Below are 18,336 nucleotides of genomic sequence, written 5' to 3'. Positions count from 1 at the left end.
CGCGCGCCGAGAACATCGGCGCCGAGGCGGCGCGGCGCGCCGAAGCCGCGACGATGCGGGAAAATTGCTGTACACCGTTTGGACGTGGGATCGTTCCCGTATGTCCACCGAAGAAACGCGGCTCGGCGACCCGCCCGGCCCCGCCGACGAGGCTGGCGAACGGACCCTGTTCGGCCATCCGATCGGACTCACCAACCTGTTCGGTGTCGAGCTGTGGGAGCGTTTCTCCTTCTACGGCATGCTCACGATCCTGGGCTATTACCTCTACTACTCCACCACCGAAGGTGGACTCGGCCTCGACCAGAGCACGGCACTCGGCATCGTCGGCGCCTACGGCGGGCTGGTGTATCTGTCGACGGTCCTCGGCGGCTGGATTGCCGACCGGGTGCTGGGCATGGAGCGCACCGTCTTCTACGGCGGTGTCGTGGTCATGGCGGGCCATATCGCGCTGGCGGTGCTGCCCGGATTGGCCGGGGTCGGCGTCGGCCTCGTGCTCGTCGCGTTCGGCAGCGGCGCGCTCAAGGCCAACGCCTCCTCCCTGCTCGGCACGCTGTACTCGCCGACGGACGCGCGGGTCGACGGTGGCTTCACCCTCTTCTATCTCGGCATCAATCTCGGTGCCTTCACCGGCCCGCTGCTGACCGGCCTGCTGCAACGCGAGTGGGGCTTCCACGCCGGTTTCGCCGCCGCCGCGGTCGGCATGGCCCTCGGCCTGACCCAGTACGTGGTCTTCCGGCGCAACCTCGGCACGCACGGCCGCGACGTGCCCAATCCGCTCACCCGCCGCGAGCTGAATCCGGTGCTGATCGGCGTGGCCATCGCCGCCGTCGCGGTGCTGGTGGCGGTGCTGACCGGGCTGCTCACCCTGGACAATCTGTCCGATGTCACCACCGGCGTCATCGTGGTCGCCTCGGTCGTCTACTTCGCCGTGCTGCTCACCAGCGCCAAGGTGACCCAGGTCGAGCGCACCAGGGTGCGCGCGTTCATCCCGCTGTTCATCGCCAACGCGGTGTTCTGGTCGCTGTTCCAGCAGATGTTCACCATGCTCGCGGTGTACTCCGACGAACGCGTCGACTGGAACATCTTCGGCTGGGAGGCGCCGGCCAGCTGGATCGGCTCGGTGGAGCCGGTGTGGATCATCGCGCTCTCGCCGTTGTTCGCGCTGATGTGGACCAGGCTGGGCAACCGGGCGCCCAGCACCCCGATCAAGTTCGCACTCGGTGTCATCGGCATGGGTATCGCGTTCTGGATGTTCGCGCTGCTGAGCGGTTTCGAGGGCAAGACCGTCCCGGTGCTCGCGGTCTTCCTCATCCTGGGCGGCTTCGCCGTCTCCGAGCTGCTGCTCTCGCCGATCGGTCTCGCGGTGACCACCCATCTCGCCCCCGCCGCGTACCGCTCGCAGATGATGGCCCTGTACTTCTTCTCGGTCGGTATCGGCACGTCCATGGCGGGCACCCTGGCCCGCTACTACAGCCCCGACAACGAGACCGCGTACTTCGGCATCAGCGGTGGCGCCGCCATCGTGGCCGGTCTCGTCGTTGCCGCGCTCGCGCCCTGGATCAAGCGCCATATGCAGGGCGTGCACTGACCTGCCGCCGGGTATCCCCCGAAGACGTTCGCACAGAAGGAGAAGACCGTGCCGACACCGGACGCCACGCCAGCGGCAGGCCGTTCCACAGGCCGAGGCAGCGGATTGTTCCGCACCAAATCCGTCGAGCAATCCATCCTCGACACCGATGAGCCCGATTCCAAACTCCGCAAAGACCTGACGGCCTGGGATCTGACGATCTTCGGTGTCGCCGTGGTGGTCGGCGCGGGCATCTTCACGCTGACCGCCCGCACCGCGGGCAATGTGGCCGGGCCGTCGGTCTCGCTGGCGTTCGTGTTCGCCGCCATCGCGTGCGGTCTCACCGCGTTCTGCTACGCCGAATTCGCCTCGACCGTGCCGGTGGCGGGCAGCGCGTACACCTATTCGTACGCGACCTTCGGTGAACTGGTGGCCTGGATCATCGGCTGGGACCTCATTCTCGAATTCGCGCTCGCCGCGTCGGTCGTCGCGAAGGGCTGGTCGCAGTACCTGGGCACCGTCTTCGGCTTCGAGACCGCCACCGTGCAGCTCGGCTCGGTCACCTTCGACTGGGGCGCGGTCACGCTGATCGCGGTGCTCGGTGTGCTGCTGGCCATCGGCACCAAGGTGTCCTCGCGGGTGTCGGCGATCGCGGTCGCGATCAAGCTCGCCGTCATCGCGCTGGTGCTGGTCCTCGGCATCACCTACTTCAAGGCTTCCAACCTGAGCCCCTACATCCCGCCGTCACAGCCCGAGGAGGACGGCGCCAGCGGCCTGCACCAGTCCCTGTTCTCGTTCCTCACCGGCGCGGGCAACAGCAACTTCGGCTGGTACGGCCTGCTCGCCGCGGCCAGCCTGGTGTTCTTCGCGTTCATCGGTTTCGACGTCGTCGCCACCGCCGCCGAGGAGACCAAGAACCCGCAGAAGGCGGTGCCGCGCGGCATTCTCGGCTCGCTGCTCATCGTGACCGTGCTCTACGTCGCGGTGTCGCTGGTGCTCACCGGCATGGTGCCCTACACCGATCTGGCGGGCGAGAACGCCACGCTGGCCACCGCGTTCGCCATCCACGGCGTGGACTGGGCCAAGAACGTCATCTCCATCGGCGCGCTGGCCGGTCTGACCACGGTCGTGATGGTGCTGTTCCTCGGGCAGACCCGTGTGCTGTTCGCGATGGCGCGCGACGGGCTGCTGCCGCGCTGGCTTGCCCACACCGGTTCGCGCGGCACGCCGGTTCGCCTGACCGTCATCGTCGGCATCGTCTGCTGCGTGCTGGCCGGCTTCGTCGACTTCGGCACGCTCGAAGAGATGGTGAACATCGGCACCCTGTTCGCCTTCGTGCTGGTCTCGGTCGGCGTGATCATCCTGCGCCGCACCCGTCCCGACCTGCCGCGTGGTTTCCGCGTCCCGTTCGTCCCGCTGATCCCCATCCTGGCCGTGCTCTCCTGCCTGTGGCTGATGGTCAACCTCTCGGTGGAGACCTGGCTGCGCTTCATCGTCTGGATGATCCTCGGCTTCGCCGTCTACTTCGCCTACGGCCGCCGCCACTCCGTCCTCGGTAATCGCCCGCCGACCGGCTGACCAGCCCCATCGGCGATAAGGTCGGTTCGGCGCTGTCACCGGCGACACGCCGGGCCGACCTTGTATACCGACACGATTCCGGTACACCCGTACGAGTCGCTAGGCTGTCCCGGACGCCCCTATAGCCCAATTGGCAGAGGCAGCGGACTTAAAATCCGCCAAGTCAGGGTTCGAGTCCCTGTGGGGGCACTTCATCGGCGCAGGTAGCCGGGGTCACTGCGGGATGACGATGGGGCAGGACATGGCGCCTACGGCGCAGGCGAAGGCCTCGATGAGGTCTTGGGCGGAGCCGGTGCCGAGTGAGCTGCTGCCCGTGCCGGGGGTTTCCGCGGCGGCTGGGGCTGCTGCGAGGAGGAGTCCGGTGGTGAGGGCGAGCGCCGCGACACCGACGCGCGATAGCCGAGTCAGGAGAATCATGACCGAATCGTAGAGTCGGGCCTGCGAATTCGATTGCCCCGAATGTCGGGGTCAGCGATCAGATCGGGCTCGGTCCCTCGTTAGAATCGCCTATGACATCGACGCACCCCTTCTTTCAGCTGGGAGCCGACAGTCGACGACTCGTTCATCTCTCGCTGTGCGACGATGCCCTGCTGACCTGGAACGATTACGTCCGGGGAAAGTCCGCCGCGCTTCGCTACCGCGACTCGGTGGTCGGGATGTGGCACGACGTCGATGTCGAGTTGCCCGCCGATGCCCTGCGCGCGGCGCGGGCCGGTGTGGATCACGCGGATGTCGACAGCCGGTATCTCGAGCCCCTCGCCGCGCTGCAAGACGACGATCTGGCCTTTCCCGATTCGATCGAGCTCGGCTACTACGCGATCTACAACTGTTTCCGCAAATATGTCCGCGGTGACGACATCGCGGATTGGCTGATTGTCAACCAGGCCCTGTCTGTTCACCCACAGGGCGAAGTCGCGCAGCGCCTGACGCGCGCGGTCGACGGGATGCGCTGATCGGCGTCCCCGCGGGGTTCTCCGGCCGTGGGGTGGTCTATGTTGGGTCGCGAGCCGACCGCGGTGACGTGGACGTGCGGATTCTTCGACAGTTCGACAGTTCGAGCGCAGCGGAGGGATCGTCATGCATTCGGTTGTTGCCTTGCTCGTCCGGCTGGGGTGCGTGGTCGCCCTGATCTCGGGAGTGGTCGGGTTCGCCGCGCCCGCCTCCGCGGGGCCACCGGACTCGGCGCTGTGCGCGTGGCGGTTCATGTCCAACGACACCGTGCTGAATGTGGCGTTCCCCGACGCGAACTCGACGTACTGGCTGATGCCGTACGCGCTGGGGCCGGGCGACTCGATCGAGTTGTCGGGGACCTATCCGGCCGCGCGGTATTTCTCACTGAACACCTACGGGACCGATCTGAACACCGTGGACACGTTGCGCGACAACCAGATCGCCCCTGACCCGGGCAGCGGCAACCCGTATGTCGACGCCTCCGCCGCCGCGCTGCCGACGGACCAGCAGCGGTGGCACGCCAGGTTGGTCAACGGCCCGGCCGACCACAGCCGCAACGAGATCCAGGCGGTCGCGAGCGGGCAGAGCACGCCGATCGGGTTCGTCATCGTCCGGGTCTACGTGCCGACCGATCCGGCCTCGCTCAGCGGTGGTGTTCCCCTGCCGGACGTGCGGCTCACCCTCGCGGGCAACCAGGTTCCGGCCCAGCCGTGCGAGCAGCCGTTCAACCCGGCGACCTACACCGGTCCCGTCGCCGACGCCGCGAAGGCGGTCTTCGATCAGGGCATCGCCGCGGCCGCCTCTGGCGCGTTCCCCGGCAATGCCCCGGAGGCCACCTTCGGCAATCCGGCCAGCACCGCCGGGCTCTTCCCGAACGGCGACAACAAGTACGTCGGGACCCGCATCAGCTATCAGCCGGGCCGCCTGGTGGTGGTGCGAGCGAAGGCCCCGACCTTCCCGGACACCAGGGCCGGGCAGTCAGCGACCGAACCGACCCAGGTGCGGTACTGGTCGATGTGCCAGAACGACCTGCGCACCCCGTACCCCGTCGTCGCCTGCGCGTCCGACTTCCAGACCGCGCTCGACGCCGACGGCTACTACACCTATGTGCTCGCCGCGCCCGCGGACCTGCCCGCGAATCTCCCGTCGACCGTGACAACGATTCCCTGGGGCAGCACCGACGTGGACAAGGTGCTGTTCCTGCGGAACATGACTCCGAGCGCGGCGTTCTATCCGAACTCGGTCCAGGCGTCGCAGGATTCGGGAACCGACCCGGCCGTCACGATGGGCCCGTACTACCCGACGGCCGCCTATTGCAGCACCGAGACGTTCGCCGCGGGCGGCACCGGGGCCTGCCTCGGCGCCTGACCACACCCGCCGATCGGACGGCGCCGAAGCGCGGCTCGGCACCGAGGACCGCCCTGCCGGGACCGCCGGAACCGCGAGGATCGACGGCCCGCCGACTACGGACAGTCCGGGTCGGCGGCGTCGACGAAGAGCGGTTCGTTCGCGCGGTTGAGGTAGGCGACATACAGCTCGGCGGGCACGGTGCCGAGATTGCGGCCGACGTGGACGTGATCGGGGCCGACCGTCTCGGACAGGCCCTGACCCGCGGCGTACGTCACCGGCAGGCAGTCCGCCGCCTCGTACCGGGTGACCTCACCCGCGGTGACGAACGCGAGGACGTTGCCGTCGTGATAGTGCCAGCCGAGGGTGCCGCCGGGAGCGAGCGTGATCCGGCGGAAGGTGAACTTGCTCGGTAGCGAGGCGAACGGGCTGAAGGCGCTCACGTCGACCTGCGCGAGCGGTTCGACCGTGACGCCGGAGGACGGCGTCGCCGCGGCCGCCGGCGCGAGGGTGACCGCCGCGGTGACCACCGCGGCGCCGACGAGGACAACCCGGCGGATTCGCATCTCCGCAGTATACGAGCCCGCTACCTGCGCGAACAGCGAAAACCCGCCATCCGCGCGGTGGCGCGCCCCGAGCTATCCGGCGATCAGACCCTTCGCGATGTGGGTGACCTGGATTTCGTTGCTGCCCGCGTAGATCATCAGGGACTTGGCGTCGCGGGCGAGCTGCTCGACCTTGTACTCGGCCATGTAGCCGTTGCCGCCGAAGAGCTGGACGGCCTCCATCGCCACCTCGGTGGCGGCACGGGAGGAGTAGAGCTTCATCGCGGAGGCTTCGGCGAGGGTCACCTTGTCGCCCGCGGCGGTGCGCTCGATGGCGTTGAAGACCATGTTCTGCACATTGATCCGCGCGATCTCCATCTCGGCGAGCTTGAGCTGGATGAGCTGGAACTGCGCGATCTCCTTGCCCCACAGCTTGCGGGACTTGGCGTAATCGATGCACAGGCGGTGACATTCGTTGATGATGCCCAGCGCCAGCGAGGCGATGCCGATGCGCTCGGCCGCGAAAGACTCCTTGGCACTGTCCTTTCCGTCGCCCTTGGCCGGGTTCTCGGTCTCGCCGAGCAGGCGGTCGGGGGTGATGCGGACGTTCTCGAAGAACAGCTCGCCGGTGGGTGAGGAGTTCATGCCCATCTTCTTGAACGGCGGGCTCTGCACGAAACCGGGCATGTCCTTGTCCAGCACGAACGCGAGCACCTTGCGGTCGCGGCGGTCGGTGCCGTCCTCTTCGTCCAGCTTGGCGTAGACGACGGTGACGTCGGCGTACGGGCCGTTGGTGATGAAGGTCTTGCGGCCGTTGAGGATGTAGTCCGCGCCGTCGCGGCGGACGTAGGACTTCATCCCGCCGAAGGCGTCGGAGCCCGAGTCCGGCTCGGTGATGGCCCAGGCGCCGACCTTGGCCATGGTGACCAGCTCGGGCAGCCAGCGCTTCTTCTGGGCGAGGGTGCCGCGGCTGCGGATGGTGCCGGCGGTGAGGCCGAGGCTCACGCCCATCGACGCCACCAGGCCCAGGCTGACCCCGGCCAGCTCGCTGTTGAGGATGACGCCCATGCTGCCCGCGCCACTGAACCCGCCGCCCGATTTGCCCGATCCGGTGGTGCCCGCCTCCTCGCGGGCGAGGGCCTTGTCCAGCCCTTCGCGCGCCATCTCGTCCAGACCGAAGGTGGCGTAGAGCTTGCGGATGATGTCGAACGGCGGCAGCGCCCCGCTCTCCAGCTGGTCGACGTGCGGGGTGATCTCCTTGGCGATGAACCCGCGCACAGCGTCGCGGAACATCAGGTCTTCGTCGGACCACTGGTACATATCTGGACTCCCGAGGGATCGCCGGAACTTTCCTCGAATATAGAACACGTTATAGTTGAGGCGACGGGGTAGGTTCGGGGGTAGACGAATCGTCGACACGAAGGGGTGGTTTCGATGCGAGTGGTCGAGCGGATCAGGGGATACGCCACGGTGATCGGGCAGGCGCGGCGCAATCGCGGCGATCTGATCGGCTGGCTGGGCCGACGCCCGCAGATCGGGGCGGCGACCATGGCCTACGAGACGGCGCTGCTGTTCAGCAACAAGCTCGATCCCCGGCTCAAGGAACTCGCCGAGCTGAAGACGGCGGGGCTGGTGGCCTGTCAGTTCTGTCTCGACATCGGCTCGGCGCTGGCGCACACCTCCGGACTGACCAGGGCCCAGATCACCGAGCTGCCCCGCTACCGGACCAGCGACGCCTACACCGAGCTGGAGAAGCTGGTGATCGAGTTCGCCGAGGCGATGACCTCGACCCCGGCGGTCGACCTCGACGACCTGCGCGCGACCCTGCTCACCCACCTGTCCAAGGCCCAGCTGACTGAGCTGGCCGCGTCGATCGCGTGGGAGAACCAGCGGGCGCGGCTCAACCAGGGCCTCGGTGTGCAGCCGACCGGCATGGCCGACGGGCTGACGTGCGCGATGCCGGAACCGCGCGTCGCCCACCTCGACCGGAAGACCGCCGAACCGGGGCGCTGACTCAGCGGTCGGCCCAGGTGGGGGCGGCGCGCGTGACGATCGGGGCGACGTACTCCCGCAGCATCGCGCGTTCGTCGGCGTCGTCACGGCCCGGCGTGGCAAGGAACGAGACGATGACGCGGGTCAGCCAGCGGGCCAGCCTGCTGCGTTCGGGGTCGCCGAGGTCGATGTCGGCGAAGATGGTCGCGGCCAGTGACTCGATGACGTCGGAGTCCTGGCTGATGCGCCCGGCGGTGCCGGAATCGCCGGGGCGGAACCAGGCGATCAGCAGCGGGTCGGCGCGGACCGCGGCGATCGCGGCGATCATCGCGGCGATGATCCGCTCCCCCGGGTCGGCGATGTCGCGCACCTGATCGGTGAGCCCGGCGACGATGCGCCGGGTCTCGCGGTGCACGAAGGCGATCCGCACGGCCTGCCGATTGTCGAAGTAGCGGTACAGCGTGGCTCGGGAGCACCCGGCCGCCGCGGCGATATCGCGCATGCCGACCGCGGCCACCCCGCGCTCGGCGAACAGTTCGGCGGCCGCGTCGAGAATCCGCTCGGCGGCCAGATCCGCGCGGTCGGTGGCCAGCCAGTCGCCGCTCACGCCGCACCCGTCGCGTGGAACGGCACCGACAGTGGCCAGCGGACGTAGTTGCCGTGGGCCCACCGCACAGCGTCGAGGTCGACGGTGAAATCGGGGCAGCGGGCCAGCAGTTCCTCAAGCGCGACGCGCGCCTGCATCCGGGCCGCGGCCGCCCCCAGGCAGTGGTGGTGCCCGTGACTGAAGGTGAGGATGCGCTTCGGATTGCGGCGGATGTCGAGTTCGGCTGCCGTGGCACCGAATTCGCGCTCGTCCCGGTTGGCCGAGCCGTAGAGCAGCAGCACGCGCCGCCCGGCGGGAATGGTGGTGTCGTGGAGTTCGACATCGCGGGTGGCGGTGCGGGCCAGGCCCTGCACCGGCGAGGTCATGCGGAGGAATTCCTCGATGGCGTCCGGGATGAGCGACGGGTCGTCGGCGAGCTGCCTGCGCTGGTCGGGGTAGGCGGTGAGGAGCTGGACCGCGCCGCCCAGATTGCCGGTGGTGGTGTCGTTGCCGCCGGTGATCATGGTGAACGCGAAGCCGAGGATCGCGATCAGGCCGTCGTTGTCGCCGTCGGCGCCGAGGCCGGAGGCCAGCAGGTGTGAGATGGTGTCGTCGCCCGGTTCGACCCGGCGACGGGCGATCAGCTCGGAGAAGTAGCCGACCAGCTCACCGACGGCGGTGAAGGCGTGCTCATCGCCCGCGGCCAGCCCGGCGCCGGCAACCGCGCCGCCGACGATGTTCTCGGTCCACTCGTCGAACTTGCCGTGATCGCGTTCCGGCACACCGAGATAGTGCGCGACGACCATCGTGGGCAGGGGCTTGAACAGCTCCTGCACGATGTCACCCTCGCCCGCAGCGCGCAGCCGCTCGATCCGCTCGACGACGAAGCGGCGGACCGCGGGCTCCACCGAATTCACCTGGCGCGGAGTGAATCCCGGGGCCACCCGGCGCCGGAAATCGGTGTGCTCGGGCGGGTCCATGAAGACGAACGGCTTGACGGCGCCGAAGCCCGCCGCCGCCAGGTCGACGTAGTCGACGGTCAATCCCGCCGCGGAGGAGAAGGTCTCGGGATCCCTGGCCGCGGCCCAGACATCGGCGTGGCGAGACAGCACATAGAAGTCGTCGGCTTCCCGCCCGTCGGGGATCACCCGGTGGACCGGGTCCTGGTCACGCAGCGCGGAGTACATGGACCAGGGGTCGCGCCAGGTTTCCCCGGAGCGCAGCTCGAACCCGACCACATGAGACGTCGTTGAACTCATGCCTCCAAGGTAAGACAAACACTCGCATATGTCTAACACTAGTTTCTGTCGGTGGCGGCGGGGAATATCTGGGCATGGGTTCCGGGGAGGATTTCGGCAGTTGGGGGGCGGCGCTCATCTGGGCGGTGCTCGCGGCGACGATCGGCGTGCCGATCTGGCTGTGGACCGGCCAGGAGCTGTGGCTGGCGCTGCTGCTCCTGCCCGGCATCGGGTTCACCGGCGCGGGCCGGGCGGCGGTGTGGCTGGCGCTGGCGGCGCTGCCGCGGCGCGGAATACTGCTCGCCGGTTGGTCTTTCGTGGCGGTGGCGGTGGCGGACGTGGTCGCGGTCGCGGTGTGGAAGCTGTCGCCGTCGGGGTGGACGTGGCCGGTCGCGGTGGTGTCGGCGCTGGTGGTCGGGGCGGTGATGTATCTCGCGGTCGCCGCCGAGGTGGTCGGCGGGTGGACGCTCACCCACGGTGCCGCCCTGCATCTCGTGGACAGCGGAATCGCCTGGGACAAGGCACATCCGCAACCGGATCGCTACAGCTCGCTGCTGTCGGCCGGGCGCACGGCGGAGGTGATCGGGCTGCGGCCGCCGCCGTTCGCGATCGGCACCCACGTCCTCGCCGACAAGCTCGGCGAGTTCCACAGCCGGATCGCGCGCAGACACTGGGTCGTCGACGATACGGCCGCGGCGCTGCGGCACGCGGCGGAGTCGACGGCGGTGCGCCGCGAGATGGTCGCGATGCCGCTCGGCCGCGCCAAGACGACCAGCTTCGCGCAGTCGCTCTACGAGGAGTCGTTCTACCTCGACGAACTCGGGCGGACGCGAGAGGCCGTCGCCCTGCGGGCCGAGGAGATCGAACTGCGCCGCTGGATCGTCGGCCGATTCGACAAGAAGTTCCCGGCCCTGGTGGCGAAAGCGACTCGGCCGCAGGCGAAAACGACAACGAAGCGCCTGGTGATCGAGGTCGAGAAGCTCGGGCGGAGCATGAAGGACGCCCTCGCCCTCGCGCTGCGCGCCCAGGCGGACGGATTGTCCGCACTGGACCGCGCCGACGAGGCGACCGCGCTGCGCGCCGAGGCCGACACCATCGCGCCACTGCCCGGCTAGCCGCCCGGTGGTCCAACCAACCCGGGCCGCGCAGATCAAGGCGGCGAAGGGACCGACGAGCGGCACCCAACCGACCGCGGAACTACAGAACGCCATGGCGCCGGGAGAGCCGCCGAGGGCGACCTCCTGGATGGGCACCGGCATGGGCACCGACGCGGTAGGAGGTCAGAACGACCCTGGCGTGGTGCTCGGGGTGGGTGGTGCGTCGGGTTCGCGCACCATGCGGAACGAATTGAGCAGGCCGAGGAGCCCGGCCAGGATCGGGACCAGCAGCGCCGCCTGGAGCGCGAGGGGCCGCGCGTCGGTGTTGATCCGGATGATCTCCTCGCTGATCGCCGGAGGCTGGCCCGCGAGCAGGGACTCGAGTTCGGTGTTGCTCATGACCTGCGCGTCGTCCTCGAGGACCTGGGCGACGTGCGCCTGCTCGGCGGGTGGGAGCACCTCGCTCGACTCCGCCATCGCGGTGAAGGTCAGCGACAGCGTGGCCAGCATGATCGCGCCGGCGAAGGCCAGACCGAACGAGAGCCCGAACGACCCGGCGGCGGAGTTGGTGCCCGAGGCTTCGCTGACCCGCTCCTCCGAGATCGGCGCGAGCGTGTAGTTGTTCAACTGCGAGACGAGCAGACCCAAGCCCGCGCCCGCCACGACGAGCGGCGCCAGCAGCGCCCACCCGAACTCCGCGCGCGGCACCAGCGGGACGAGCACCGCGATACCGACGGTGACCAGGACGAACCCCCACCGGATGATCGGCGCCGAGCGCCGCGCCCCCGCCCGCCGACCCGCGATCAGCGCGACGGCGAACATGCTCAGCGAGAGCGGCGCCAACGACAGGCCCGCCTGCATCGCGTTGTACTCGAGCACCATCTGCAGATAGATCGGCAGCGCGATCATCGTGCCGCCCAGCGCGATCTGCTGGAGCATCTGCCCGGTGACCCCGAGCCGGAACGCCTTGGACCGGAACAGGTCCGGATCCATCAGCGCGGGTTCGCCCCGCCGCTTCCGGCGGATCAGCCAGTACGCCAGCCCGATCAGCGCGGCCGCACCGGCCACCAGCAAGGCCGCGACGGCCTCGCCGCCCTCCTGCCACACCAGGATCCCCAGCACGATGCCGCCCATGCCGAGGACCGACAGCGCGGCACCGACCACATCCACGCCGCGCGACCCCGTGTAGGGCACGTCGCGAACCAGCCCGATACCGGACAGGACGGCGGCGATGATCACCACTTCGAGCGCGAACCCGACGCGCCACGACAGGTAGGTCGTGACGAAGCCGCCGAGCAGCGGTCCCACCGCGGCGGCGATCGCGGCCGCCGCGCCGACGAGCGCGTACACCTTCTTCTGCGCCGCCCCGTGGAAGTTGCCGTGTACCAGGGACTGCATGGCGGGCAGCAGCAGGGACGCGCCGATGCCACCGACCACGGCCCACAGCACGATCACCGCGGTGAGGCTCTGCGCGAACGTCATCGCGGTCGCGCCGGTCGCGTAGCCGAGCAGGCCGAGCACGTAGGCACGGCGACGGCCGATCAGGTCCCCGACCTTGCTGCCGATCAGGATGAAGGCCGCCGACACCAGCGCCTCGAGCGCGATCGCGGACTGCACGCCGCTGACGGTGGTGTCGAGGTCACGCACCACCGCCGAGATCGACACGTTCATCAGCGAGGTGTCCACGACGAGGACGAACATCGCCATCGCCAGCAGGACCGCCAGTAATCGCCTGCTCCCCGACAACTGATCGGCATCTCCGGAAATCGCCTCGTCGGCCATGGCAGTCCCACCACCTCACGCGTCGTGAACCGGCGGCAACCCGGTTCGGCCAACCCAGTGCTCACCCCGACAGTAAGCTCCCGGCGACCCGGAAAGCCGCAACCAGCCACGAACCGTTACGACAGGCCAACCTCGGCGCGATCAGCCGCGCGGAAAAGCCGTTGCCCGCGCGCGGGGCGATGTGGCCTCCTTGGGGAGATGAAAAGACAACGGCCCGGGAATGCCCGGGATATCTCGGACGGGTTGAAACTGCACCGGCATGCGGTGCGGGGAGTGCGTGGTGTGCGGACGGTGATCGCGCCACGGCCGGGGACGCGCGCCCGGTTCAGCACGAATCGGTTCCACGAGACGTGGCATGTGCTGTCGGATGACCACGGCGCGAAGCTGCTGGCCAGGCTGCTGTGGGGGCTGTCGTATCAATCGCGGCCGGGGACCGTGATCCTCCTCGACCGGGAGTTCCTGGTGCCGACGCCCTTCGACGCCGACCCCGCCGATCCCATCGTGCTGGTGCCGGGCTGGCACACCCGACTCGACGATCAGGCCGCGGCGGCTCTGAAGCGGCAGACACGGGAAGGCGATCCAGCGGGGACCGTCCGCTGGCAAACGTTCGGCCTGGACCGGACGCTGGAGCCACGCGCCGCGAACGCGTGGTCGGCCGGGCACCGCCGTCGCCGGGTCGGCGGGGACATCACCCGTCGCCGCGGGATGCTGGTGCTCACCCCACGCACCCCCGACGACTGCCGGGTCTGGGCGCTCGACGCCGCACGACTCGATTCCGCCGGATTCGGCACCGACCACGTGTATCTGGACGAATGGTGGCACGGTCACGACGGCGAGATCCAGATCTTCCGGGCATTTCGCCCGATGGTCGGCGTCGCCCGGCAGGCGCGCGCCCGCGTTCTCGCCCGCGCCGACCAGCCGGCTTCCCCGGACGCCTTGCGCGCCGAGGTCTGGCGCGAAGCCGAAACCGTCCGGGGTGACGCCCATTTGCGTATTCGCGAATATCGCGGGCGCGGCGCCGAACTCGGGCACGCGGCCGCGGTGATGCTCGCGCACGCGGACGTGCGTTCGCTCGACGAACTCGCCGAACTCGGCGCGGTGGAAACCTATCGGCGGCTGCGCGCGGCGCAAGTGCGCGGCCTGAATCCGGAAATGCTCTGGGCGATGGAGGGCGCGCTCAGTTTTCGCGACCGGCGGTTCATCGGGCCGGAGCGGCGCCGGGAATTGATCGCCGCGCTCGGTCCGGCACCCGTCCCCGCGCGGATATCGCGGCCGCGTTACCGCGCGCCGGTCCGGCCGGGCCCGCGCGCAACACTCCGCGCCACGCCCGGGCGGAATTAGCACGGCCGGGAATTCCATCCAAGACGGCGGGGCAATCCGAATCATCTGTGTTCATCGACCACGATATTTCGGATTCACCCGGGGGGCCGATTTCTTCGGGCGAATTCGGAGAGGGAGTTTCTCCGATATGTTCCAGAACTCGAGTTCCGGCCTCGGCCGGCGGCTGCTCGCCGCCGCCCTGCCGGTCGCCGTGGCCGTCACCTGCGCCGGGGTGGCCTCGGCCGATGTCGATGCCGATCAGCAGGCCCGGTTCGTCCAGGGGCTGGCCTCGCACGGCCAGGCCGAGGGCATCGCCTACCGCACCGACGTCACACCGGATCTGCGGACCGTGTCGGCGACCGTCGACGACGGACGATTCGTCCTCAGCCAGGACGGCATGCTGACGGTCGAATCGGCGACCGGCAGCCCGATCGCGCAGGTGCCCACCACCTTCGGCACCGTCGGCGGCAACACCATCACCGTGGCCACCGAGATCTCCGCCGACGGGCGCACGCTGCGGGCGACCCCGCAGGTCTCGCAGGCCGCGGCCACCGAACTGAAGACCATCGCCACCAACCCGACCGCGCAGAATTCCGATCCGGTGCACAATGCCGCCGCGATCGGCGCAGGCGTCGGCCTGATCGCCGCCGCGGTGGTGTGCGTGCCGATGATCACGACCATGATCCTGTACCTGCCGTGCGTCGGGTTGGTCGGCCTGCCCAACGCCCTGGTCGGCGCGCTCATCGGCGCGGCCGTCGGTGCCGTGGCGCCGGAGGTCATTCCCCAGGTGCTGCCCTGATCCGACGGTCCACGTCGCCGCGCATCGGAAGCCTTCCGGTGCGCGGCGCTGTCGTGTCGATCAGGCGATGACGGACATCGCGATGCCGTCGAGGATGTCGTGCTCGCTGACGATCAGCTCGGAAACGCCGGCGCGCCTGGCCAATTCGTCGGCCAGCACCTCGGTGATGACGGCGCCGCCACCGATGACGTCGACCCGGCCGGGGTGCATGGGGCCCAGCGCCGCGCGCTCGTCGTGGTTCATGGCGATCAGGCGGTCGCACACCTGGTGGACCTCGGCCAGGCTCAGCCGGGTCAGGTGGACCCGGGTCGAGTCGTATTCGGGCAGGTCCAGCGCGACGGCGGTGATGGTGGTCATGGTGCCCGCGACACCGACCCAGGTGTGCACCCGGTCCACCGGAACCTTCGCGAACGCCTCGTCGAGCTTGGTCTGCGCGAATTCCCGCGCCGCCTCGACCTGTTCGGGCGTCGGCGGATTGCCGGGCAGACAGCGTTCGGTGACCCGCACGCAGCCGATGTCGGCGGAGTAGGCCGCCTGCACGCCGTCGCCGTCGCCGACGACCAGTTCGGTGGAGCCACCACCCAGGTCGACCACCACGAACGGCCCGGCGTCGGCGGACAGTTCGCCGACCGCGCCGGCGAAGGACAGCCGCGCCTCCTCGTCGCCGGTGATCACCTCGGCGACCGCGCCCGGCACGACCCGGCCCAGCTCGGCGCGGGTCATGTCGAAGAAGTCGTCGCGGTTGGCGGCATCGCGGGTGGCGGAGGTGGCGACCATGCGCACCCGGGAAACGCCCTGGGCGAGCATCACATCGACGTAGTCCGCCAGCGCGACGCGCGTGCGCTCGATCGCCTCGGGCGCGAGCCTGCCGGTCGCGTCGACCCCCTGGCCGAGCCGCACGATGCGCATCTCCCGGTGCACATCGGTGAGGCCACCGTCGGCGCCGACCTCGGAGATCAGCAGACGAATCGAGTTGGTACCGCAGTCCACCGCGGCGATGCGCTCGGTCATGATGTTCCTCCTGGTCGGCCCGATCGCCCGGCGCCGGTGCGAATCCGGCGCCACGCGCTGTCCGCGATTATGCCGATTCTTCGGGCGTGCGTGCGGCGGGCCAGTCGGCGGGGATGGCGGTGCCGCGCAGGCCGGCGTCGGCGGCCAGGGCGACGGCCTCGTCGCCGAAGGGGTTCAGGCCGGGGCCCTTGGCCAGCGAGTGCGCGATCAGCACGTGCAGGCACTTCACCCGGTCGGGCATGCCGCCGCCGGTGAAATCGGTGCCGAGCGATTCGATCTCGTCGCGTTCGGCCAGGTAGCTCTCGTGCGCGGCGCGGTAGGCCGCGGCCAGCTCGGGATCGGCGGCGAGGCGTTCGGTCATCTCGCGCATCACCCCGGCGGATTCCTGCCTGCTCGCCTCGGCGGTCAGCCGGGGGTCGGTCAGGTAGTACAGGGTGGGGAACGGGGTGCCGTCGGGCAGCCGCGGCGCGGTCTTCACCACGGCGGGCAGGCCGTCGGGGGTGCGGTAGGCGACGGCGAGGACACCGCGCGGCTCGCGGCCCAGCTGCTGGGCGATGATCTCGAGGTCGCGCTCGTTCGGTGCGGTCACCTTGGTCCTTCCGGGGCCGGTTCGGAGATGCTGCGCCACAGGTCGGTGTACCAGGGGTCGGGCGCCGCTGTTCGGGTGCTCATCGGCGGCGGCGCCGGTGCTTCGATGCCGGGGATCTGCACGATGTAGGGGGTTTCGCCGGGCATCACCAGGCGCAACCGGTCGCGGGCCTCGGAGCGGATGTAGGCCGGGTCCTGCTGCTGGGCCCGGCGATCACGCAGGGCCGCCAGGTCGGCGTCGAGTTCCGCGCGCTGCTGGGCCAGCGCGGCCGCCTCGGCCCGCTGACTGAAGTAGGTGCGGGTCGGTACGGCCAGGGTCAGCGCCAGGCCGCACAGCACGGCCGCGAGGATCACCGCCTTGCCGGTCGAGAGACCGAGGATGGTGTGCTCGCTGCGTTCGAGCCTGCCGCTGGTCTTGCGCTTGCCCGTGGTCGCGCCGGTGGCGGACTCGGGACGGCGCCGGGTGGTGCGTTTGGCCGCAGCGGGGCGGCCGGGGGCGTCGAGATGACTGGGGCGGGAGCGCGCGGCCCGCGACGTGCGGCGGTCGCCTCGTCCACCCGGACTGGTTCCACGCGCACGTCGCTCGGTCATTCGCTACCGCCCCGTCATCTCACTGCCTGTCTTGCGGTACTACTACTGCTCAGAAAACGCCGGTGAAGCGCGGGAAGGCCACGTCACCCGCGTAACGCGCCGAGTCGCCGAGTGCGTCCTCGATGCGCAGCAGCTGGTTGTACTTGGCGACCCGCTCGGAACGGGCGGGGGCGCCGGTCTTGATCTGGCCCGAGCCCACCGCGACCGCGAGGTCGGCGATGGTGGTGTCCTCGGTCTCGCCCGAACGGTGCGACATCATGGTCTTGTAGCCGTTGCGGTGCGCCAGCTCGACGGCGTCGAGGGTCTCGGTCAGGGTGCCGATCTGGTTGACCTTCACCAGCAGCGCGTTGGCCGCGCCCTTGGCGATGCCCTCTTCGAGGCGCTCGGGGTTGGTGACGAACAGGTCGTCGCCGACCAGCTGCACCTTGTCGCCGATGGCGTCGGTCAGCGCGACCCAGCCGTCCCAGTCGTCCTCCGACAGCGGGTCCTCGATGGAGACCAGCGGGTACCGGGTGAGCAGGTCGGCGTAGAACTCGCCCATCTCGGCGGCCGTGCGGACCTGGCCCTCGAACTTGTAGCCCTCGCCCGCGGTGTAGAACTCGGTGGCGGCCACGTCGAGCGCGAGCGCGACATCGGTGCCGAGCTTGTAGCCCGCGCGCTCGATGGCGACGCTGATCAGGTCGAGCGCCTCCACGGTGCCCGCGACGTCGGGGGCGAAGCCACCCTCGTCACCGAGGCCGGTGGACAGGCCCTTCTCCTTGAGCACGGCCTTGAGCGAGTGGTACACCTCGGTGCCCCAGCGCAGCGCCTCGCGGAAGGTGGGCGCGCCGATCGGGGCGACCATGAACTCCTGGACATCGACGCCGGTGTCGGCGTGCGCGCCACCGTTGAGGATGTTCATCATCGGCACGGGCAGCACGTGGGCGTTCGGGCCGCCCAGGTAGCGGAACAGCTCCAGGCCCGAGGACTCGGCCGCGCCGCGCGCGACGGCCAGCGAGACGCCGAGCAGGGCGTTCGCGCCGAGGCGGGACTTGTCGGGGGTGCCGTCCAGATCCAGCAGGACCTGGTCGACGGTGCGCTGCTCGACGGCGTCGAGGCCGATGATGGCGGGCGCGATCTCGTCGAGGACACCCTCGACGGCCTTGGTGACGCCCTTGCCGTTGTAGCGGTCGCCGCCGTCACGCAGCTCGACGGCCTCGTGCTCACCGGTGGACGCGCCGGACGGGACATCCGCCCTGGTCAGGGTGCCGTCGTCGAGGGCGATCTCGACCTCGACAGTGGGATTGCCGCGCGAATCCAGAATCTCGCGCGCTCCGACCTGTTCGATGATGGCCACGAAAACGA

At 69.6% G+C, this 18,336-nt stretch carries 18 protein-coding genes and 1 tRNA gene; 9 read left to right on the top strand and 10 right to left on the bottom strand.

The annotated features are described in order from the left end of the window. Nucleotides 1-100 precede the first annotated feature (100 nt). The 3 genes from ACFVW6_RS05160 (at nucleotide 101) to ACFVW6_RS05150 (ending at nucleotide 3,334) form a co-directional block, all read left to right on the top strand. The gene (locus ACFVW6_RS05160) at nucleotides 101-1,588 is read left to right on the top strand and encodes a peptide MFS transporter (protein ID WP_378823528.1); all 1,488 of its coding nucleotides are present in this window, start codon (nucleotides 101-103) and stop codon (nucleotides 1,586-1,588) included. Between the two features lie 48 nt (nucleotides 1,589-1,636). Continuing rightward, entirely contained in the window at nucleotides 1,637-3,145 is a 1,509-nt protein-coding gene (locus ACFVW6_RS05155) for an amino acid permease (protein WP_355273248.1), read from the top strand. A gap of 115 nt (nucleotides 3,146-3,260) precedes the next feature. Next, nucleotides 3,261-3,334 (top strand) — tRNA-Leu (locus ACFVW6_RS05150). A 24-nt stretch (nucleotides 3,335-3,358) separates the two neighbouring features. On the opposite strand, the gene ACFVW6_RS05145 is transcribed toward ACFVW6_RS05150, so the two are convergent. After that, nucleotides 3,359-3,562, bottom strand: a complete 204-nt coding sequence (locus ACFVW6_RS05145; RefSeq protein ID WP_378823531.1) for a hypothetical protein — start codon at nucleotides 3,560-3,562, stop codon at nucleotides 3,359-3,361. 92 nt (nucleotides 3,563-3,654) lie between these two features. Here ACFVW6_RS05145 and ACFVW6_RS05140 point away from each other — a divergent pair, with 92 nt between their 5' ends. Then, a complete protein-coding gene (locus ACFVW6_RS05140) occupies nucleotides 3,655-4,098 on the top strand; it encodes a hypothetical protein (RefSeq protein ID WP_378823533.1) in 444 nt (147 codons plus the stop codon). A 124-nt stretch (nucleotides 4,099-4,222) separates the two neighbouring features. Beyond that, nucleotides 4,223-5,464, top strand: coding sequence for a hypothetical protein (locus ACFVW6_RS05135; RefSeq protein WP_378823535.1), 1,242 nt, complete (start codon nucleotides 4,223-4,225; stop codon nucleotides 5,462-5,464). A gap of 95 nt (nucleotides 5,465-5,559) precedes the next feature. Here ACFVW6_RS05135 and ACFVW6_RS05130 read toward each other — a convergent pair whose 3' ends face one another. Beyond that, nucleotides 5,560-6,009: a cupin domain-containing protein gene (locus ACFVW6_RS05130; protein ID WP_378823536.1), complete on the bottom strand. Its 450-nt coding sequence runs from the start codon at nucleotides 6,007-6,009 to the stop codon at nucleotides 5,560-5,562. A gap of 72 nt (nucleotides 6,010-6,081) precedes the next feature. Continuing rightward, complete coding sequence (locus tag ACFVW6_RS05125) at nucleotides 6,082-7,308, bottom strand: acyl-CoA dehydrogenase family protein (RefSeq protein WP_355273268.1); 1,227 nt, start codon at nucleotides 7,306-7,308, stop codon at nucleotides 6,082-6,084. Between the two features lie 114 nt (nucleotides 7,309-7,422). On the opposite strand from ACFVW6_RS05125, the gene ACFVW6_RS05120 reads away from it, so the two are divergent. Further along, nucleotides 7,423-8,001, top strand: coding sequence for a carboxymuconolactone decarboxylase family protein (locus tag ACFVW6_RS05120; protein WP_378823538.1), 579 nt, complete (start codon nucleotides 7,423-7,425; stop codon nucleotides 7,999-8,001). A 1-nt stretch (nucleotide 8,002) separates the two neighbouring features. On the opposite strand, the gene ACFVW6_RS05115 is transcribed toward ACFVW6_RS05120, so the two are convergent. Next, nucleotides 8,003-8,587, bottom strand: a complete 585-nt coding sequence (locus tag ACFVW6_RS05115; protein WP_378823540.1) for a helix-turn-helix domain-containing protein — start codon at nucleotides 8,585-8,587, stop codon at nucleotides 8,003-8,005. Then, the gene (locus ACFVW6_RS05110) at nucleotides 8,584-9,825 is read right to left on the bottom strand and encodes a cytochrome P450 (protein WP_357342915.1); all 1,242 of its coding nucleotides are present in this window, start codon (nucleotides 9,823-9,825) and stop codon (nucleotides 8,584-8,586) included. Before ACFVW6_RS05110 ends, ACFVW6_RS05115 begins: the two co-directional genes overlap by 4 nt. Nucleotides 9,826-9,899: 74 nt before the next feature. On the opposite strand from ACFVW6_RS05110, the gene ACFVW6_RS05105 reads away from it, so the two are divergent. Next, nucleotides 9,900-10,919 (top strand): hypothetical protein, encoded by a 1,020-nt coding sequence (locus tag ACFVW6_RS05105; RefSeq protein WP_378823542.1) that lies wholly within the window; start codon nucleotides 9,900-9,902, stop codon nucleotides 10,917-10,919. A 165-nt stretch (nucleotides 10,920-11,084) separates the two neighbouring features. Here ACFVW6_RS05105 and ACFVW6_RS05100 read toward each other — a convergent pair whose 3' ends face one another. Continuing rightward, nucleotides 11,085-12,683, bottom strand: coding sequence for an MFS transporter (locus tag ACFVW6_RS05100; protein WP_378823544.1), 1,599 nt, complete (start codon nucleotides 12,681-12,683; stop codon nucleotides 11,085-11,087). A 24-nt stretch (nucleotides 12,684-12,707) separates the two neighbouring features. On the opposite strand from ACFVW6_RS05100, the gene ACFVW6_RS05095 reads away from it, so the two are divergent. Further along, nucleotides 12,708-14,024, top strand: coding sequence for a TfoX/Sxy family DNA transformation protein (locus ACFVW6_RS05095; protein WP_378823546.1), 1,317 nt, complete (start codon nucleotides 12,708-12,710; stop codon nucleotides 14,022-14,024). A 127-nt stretch (nucleotides 14,025-14,151) separates the two neighbouring features. Beyond that, nucleotides 14,152-14,802, top strand: a complete 651-nt coding sequence (locus tag ACFVW6_RS05090) for a hypothetical protein (RefSeq protein ID WP_378823548.1) — start codon at nucleotides 14,152-14,154, stop codon at nucleotides 14,800-14,802. Nucleotides 14,803-14,862: 60 nt separating this feature from the next. On the opposite strand, the gene ACFVW6_RS05085 is transcribed toward ACFVW6_RS05090, so the two are convergent. The 4 genes from ACFVW6_RS05085 to eno all read right to left on the bottom strand — a co-directional run bounded on the left by ACFVW6_RS05085 (nucleotide 14,863) and on the right by eno (nucleotide 18,328). Continuing rightward, entirely contained in the window at nucleotides 14,863-15,813 is a 951-nt protein-coding gene (locus tag ACFVW6_RS05085) for a Ppx/GppA phosphatase family protein (protein ID WP_357342907.1), read from the bottom strand. Nucleotides 15,814-15,880: 67 nt separating this feature from the next. Further along, nucleotides 15,881-16,402 carry a DUF501 domain-containing protein gene (locus tag ACFVW6_RS05080; RefSeq protein ID WP_355273287.1) on the bottom strand — a complete coding sequence of 174 codons (522 nt, stop codon included), beginning with the start codon at nucleotides 16,400-16,402 and terminating at the stop codon, nucleotides 15,881-15,883. Next, nucleotides 16,399-16,992, bottom strand: a complete 594-nt coding sequence (locus ACFVW6_RS05075) for a septum formation initiator family protein (protein ID WP_355273290.1) — start codon at nucleotides 16,990-16,992, stop codon at nucleotides 16,399-16,401. Before ACFVW6_RS05075 ends, ACFVW6_RS05080 begins: the two co-directional genes overlap by 4 nt. 49 nt (nucleotides 16,993-17,041) lie before the next feature. Further along, a complete protein-coding gene (gene eno, locus ACFVW6_RS05070) occupies nucleotides 17,042-18,328 on the bottom strand; it encodes a phosphopyruvate hydratase (protein ID WP_355273293.1) in 1,287 nt (428 codons plus the stop codon). Between the last annotated feature and the right edge of the window lie 8 nt (nucleotides 18,329-18,336).

The organism is Nocardia sp. NPDC058244, assembly GCF_042882065.1.
In the GTDB taxonomy this organism is placed as follows: Bacteria; Actinomycetota; Actinomycetes; order Mycobacteriales; family Mycobacteriaceae; genus Nocardia.
The sequence above is the reverse complement of the archived record's forward strand: the minus strand, read 5'-3'. Positions and strand labels throughout refer to the sequence as shown.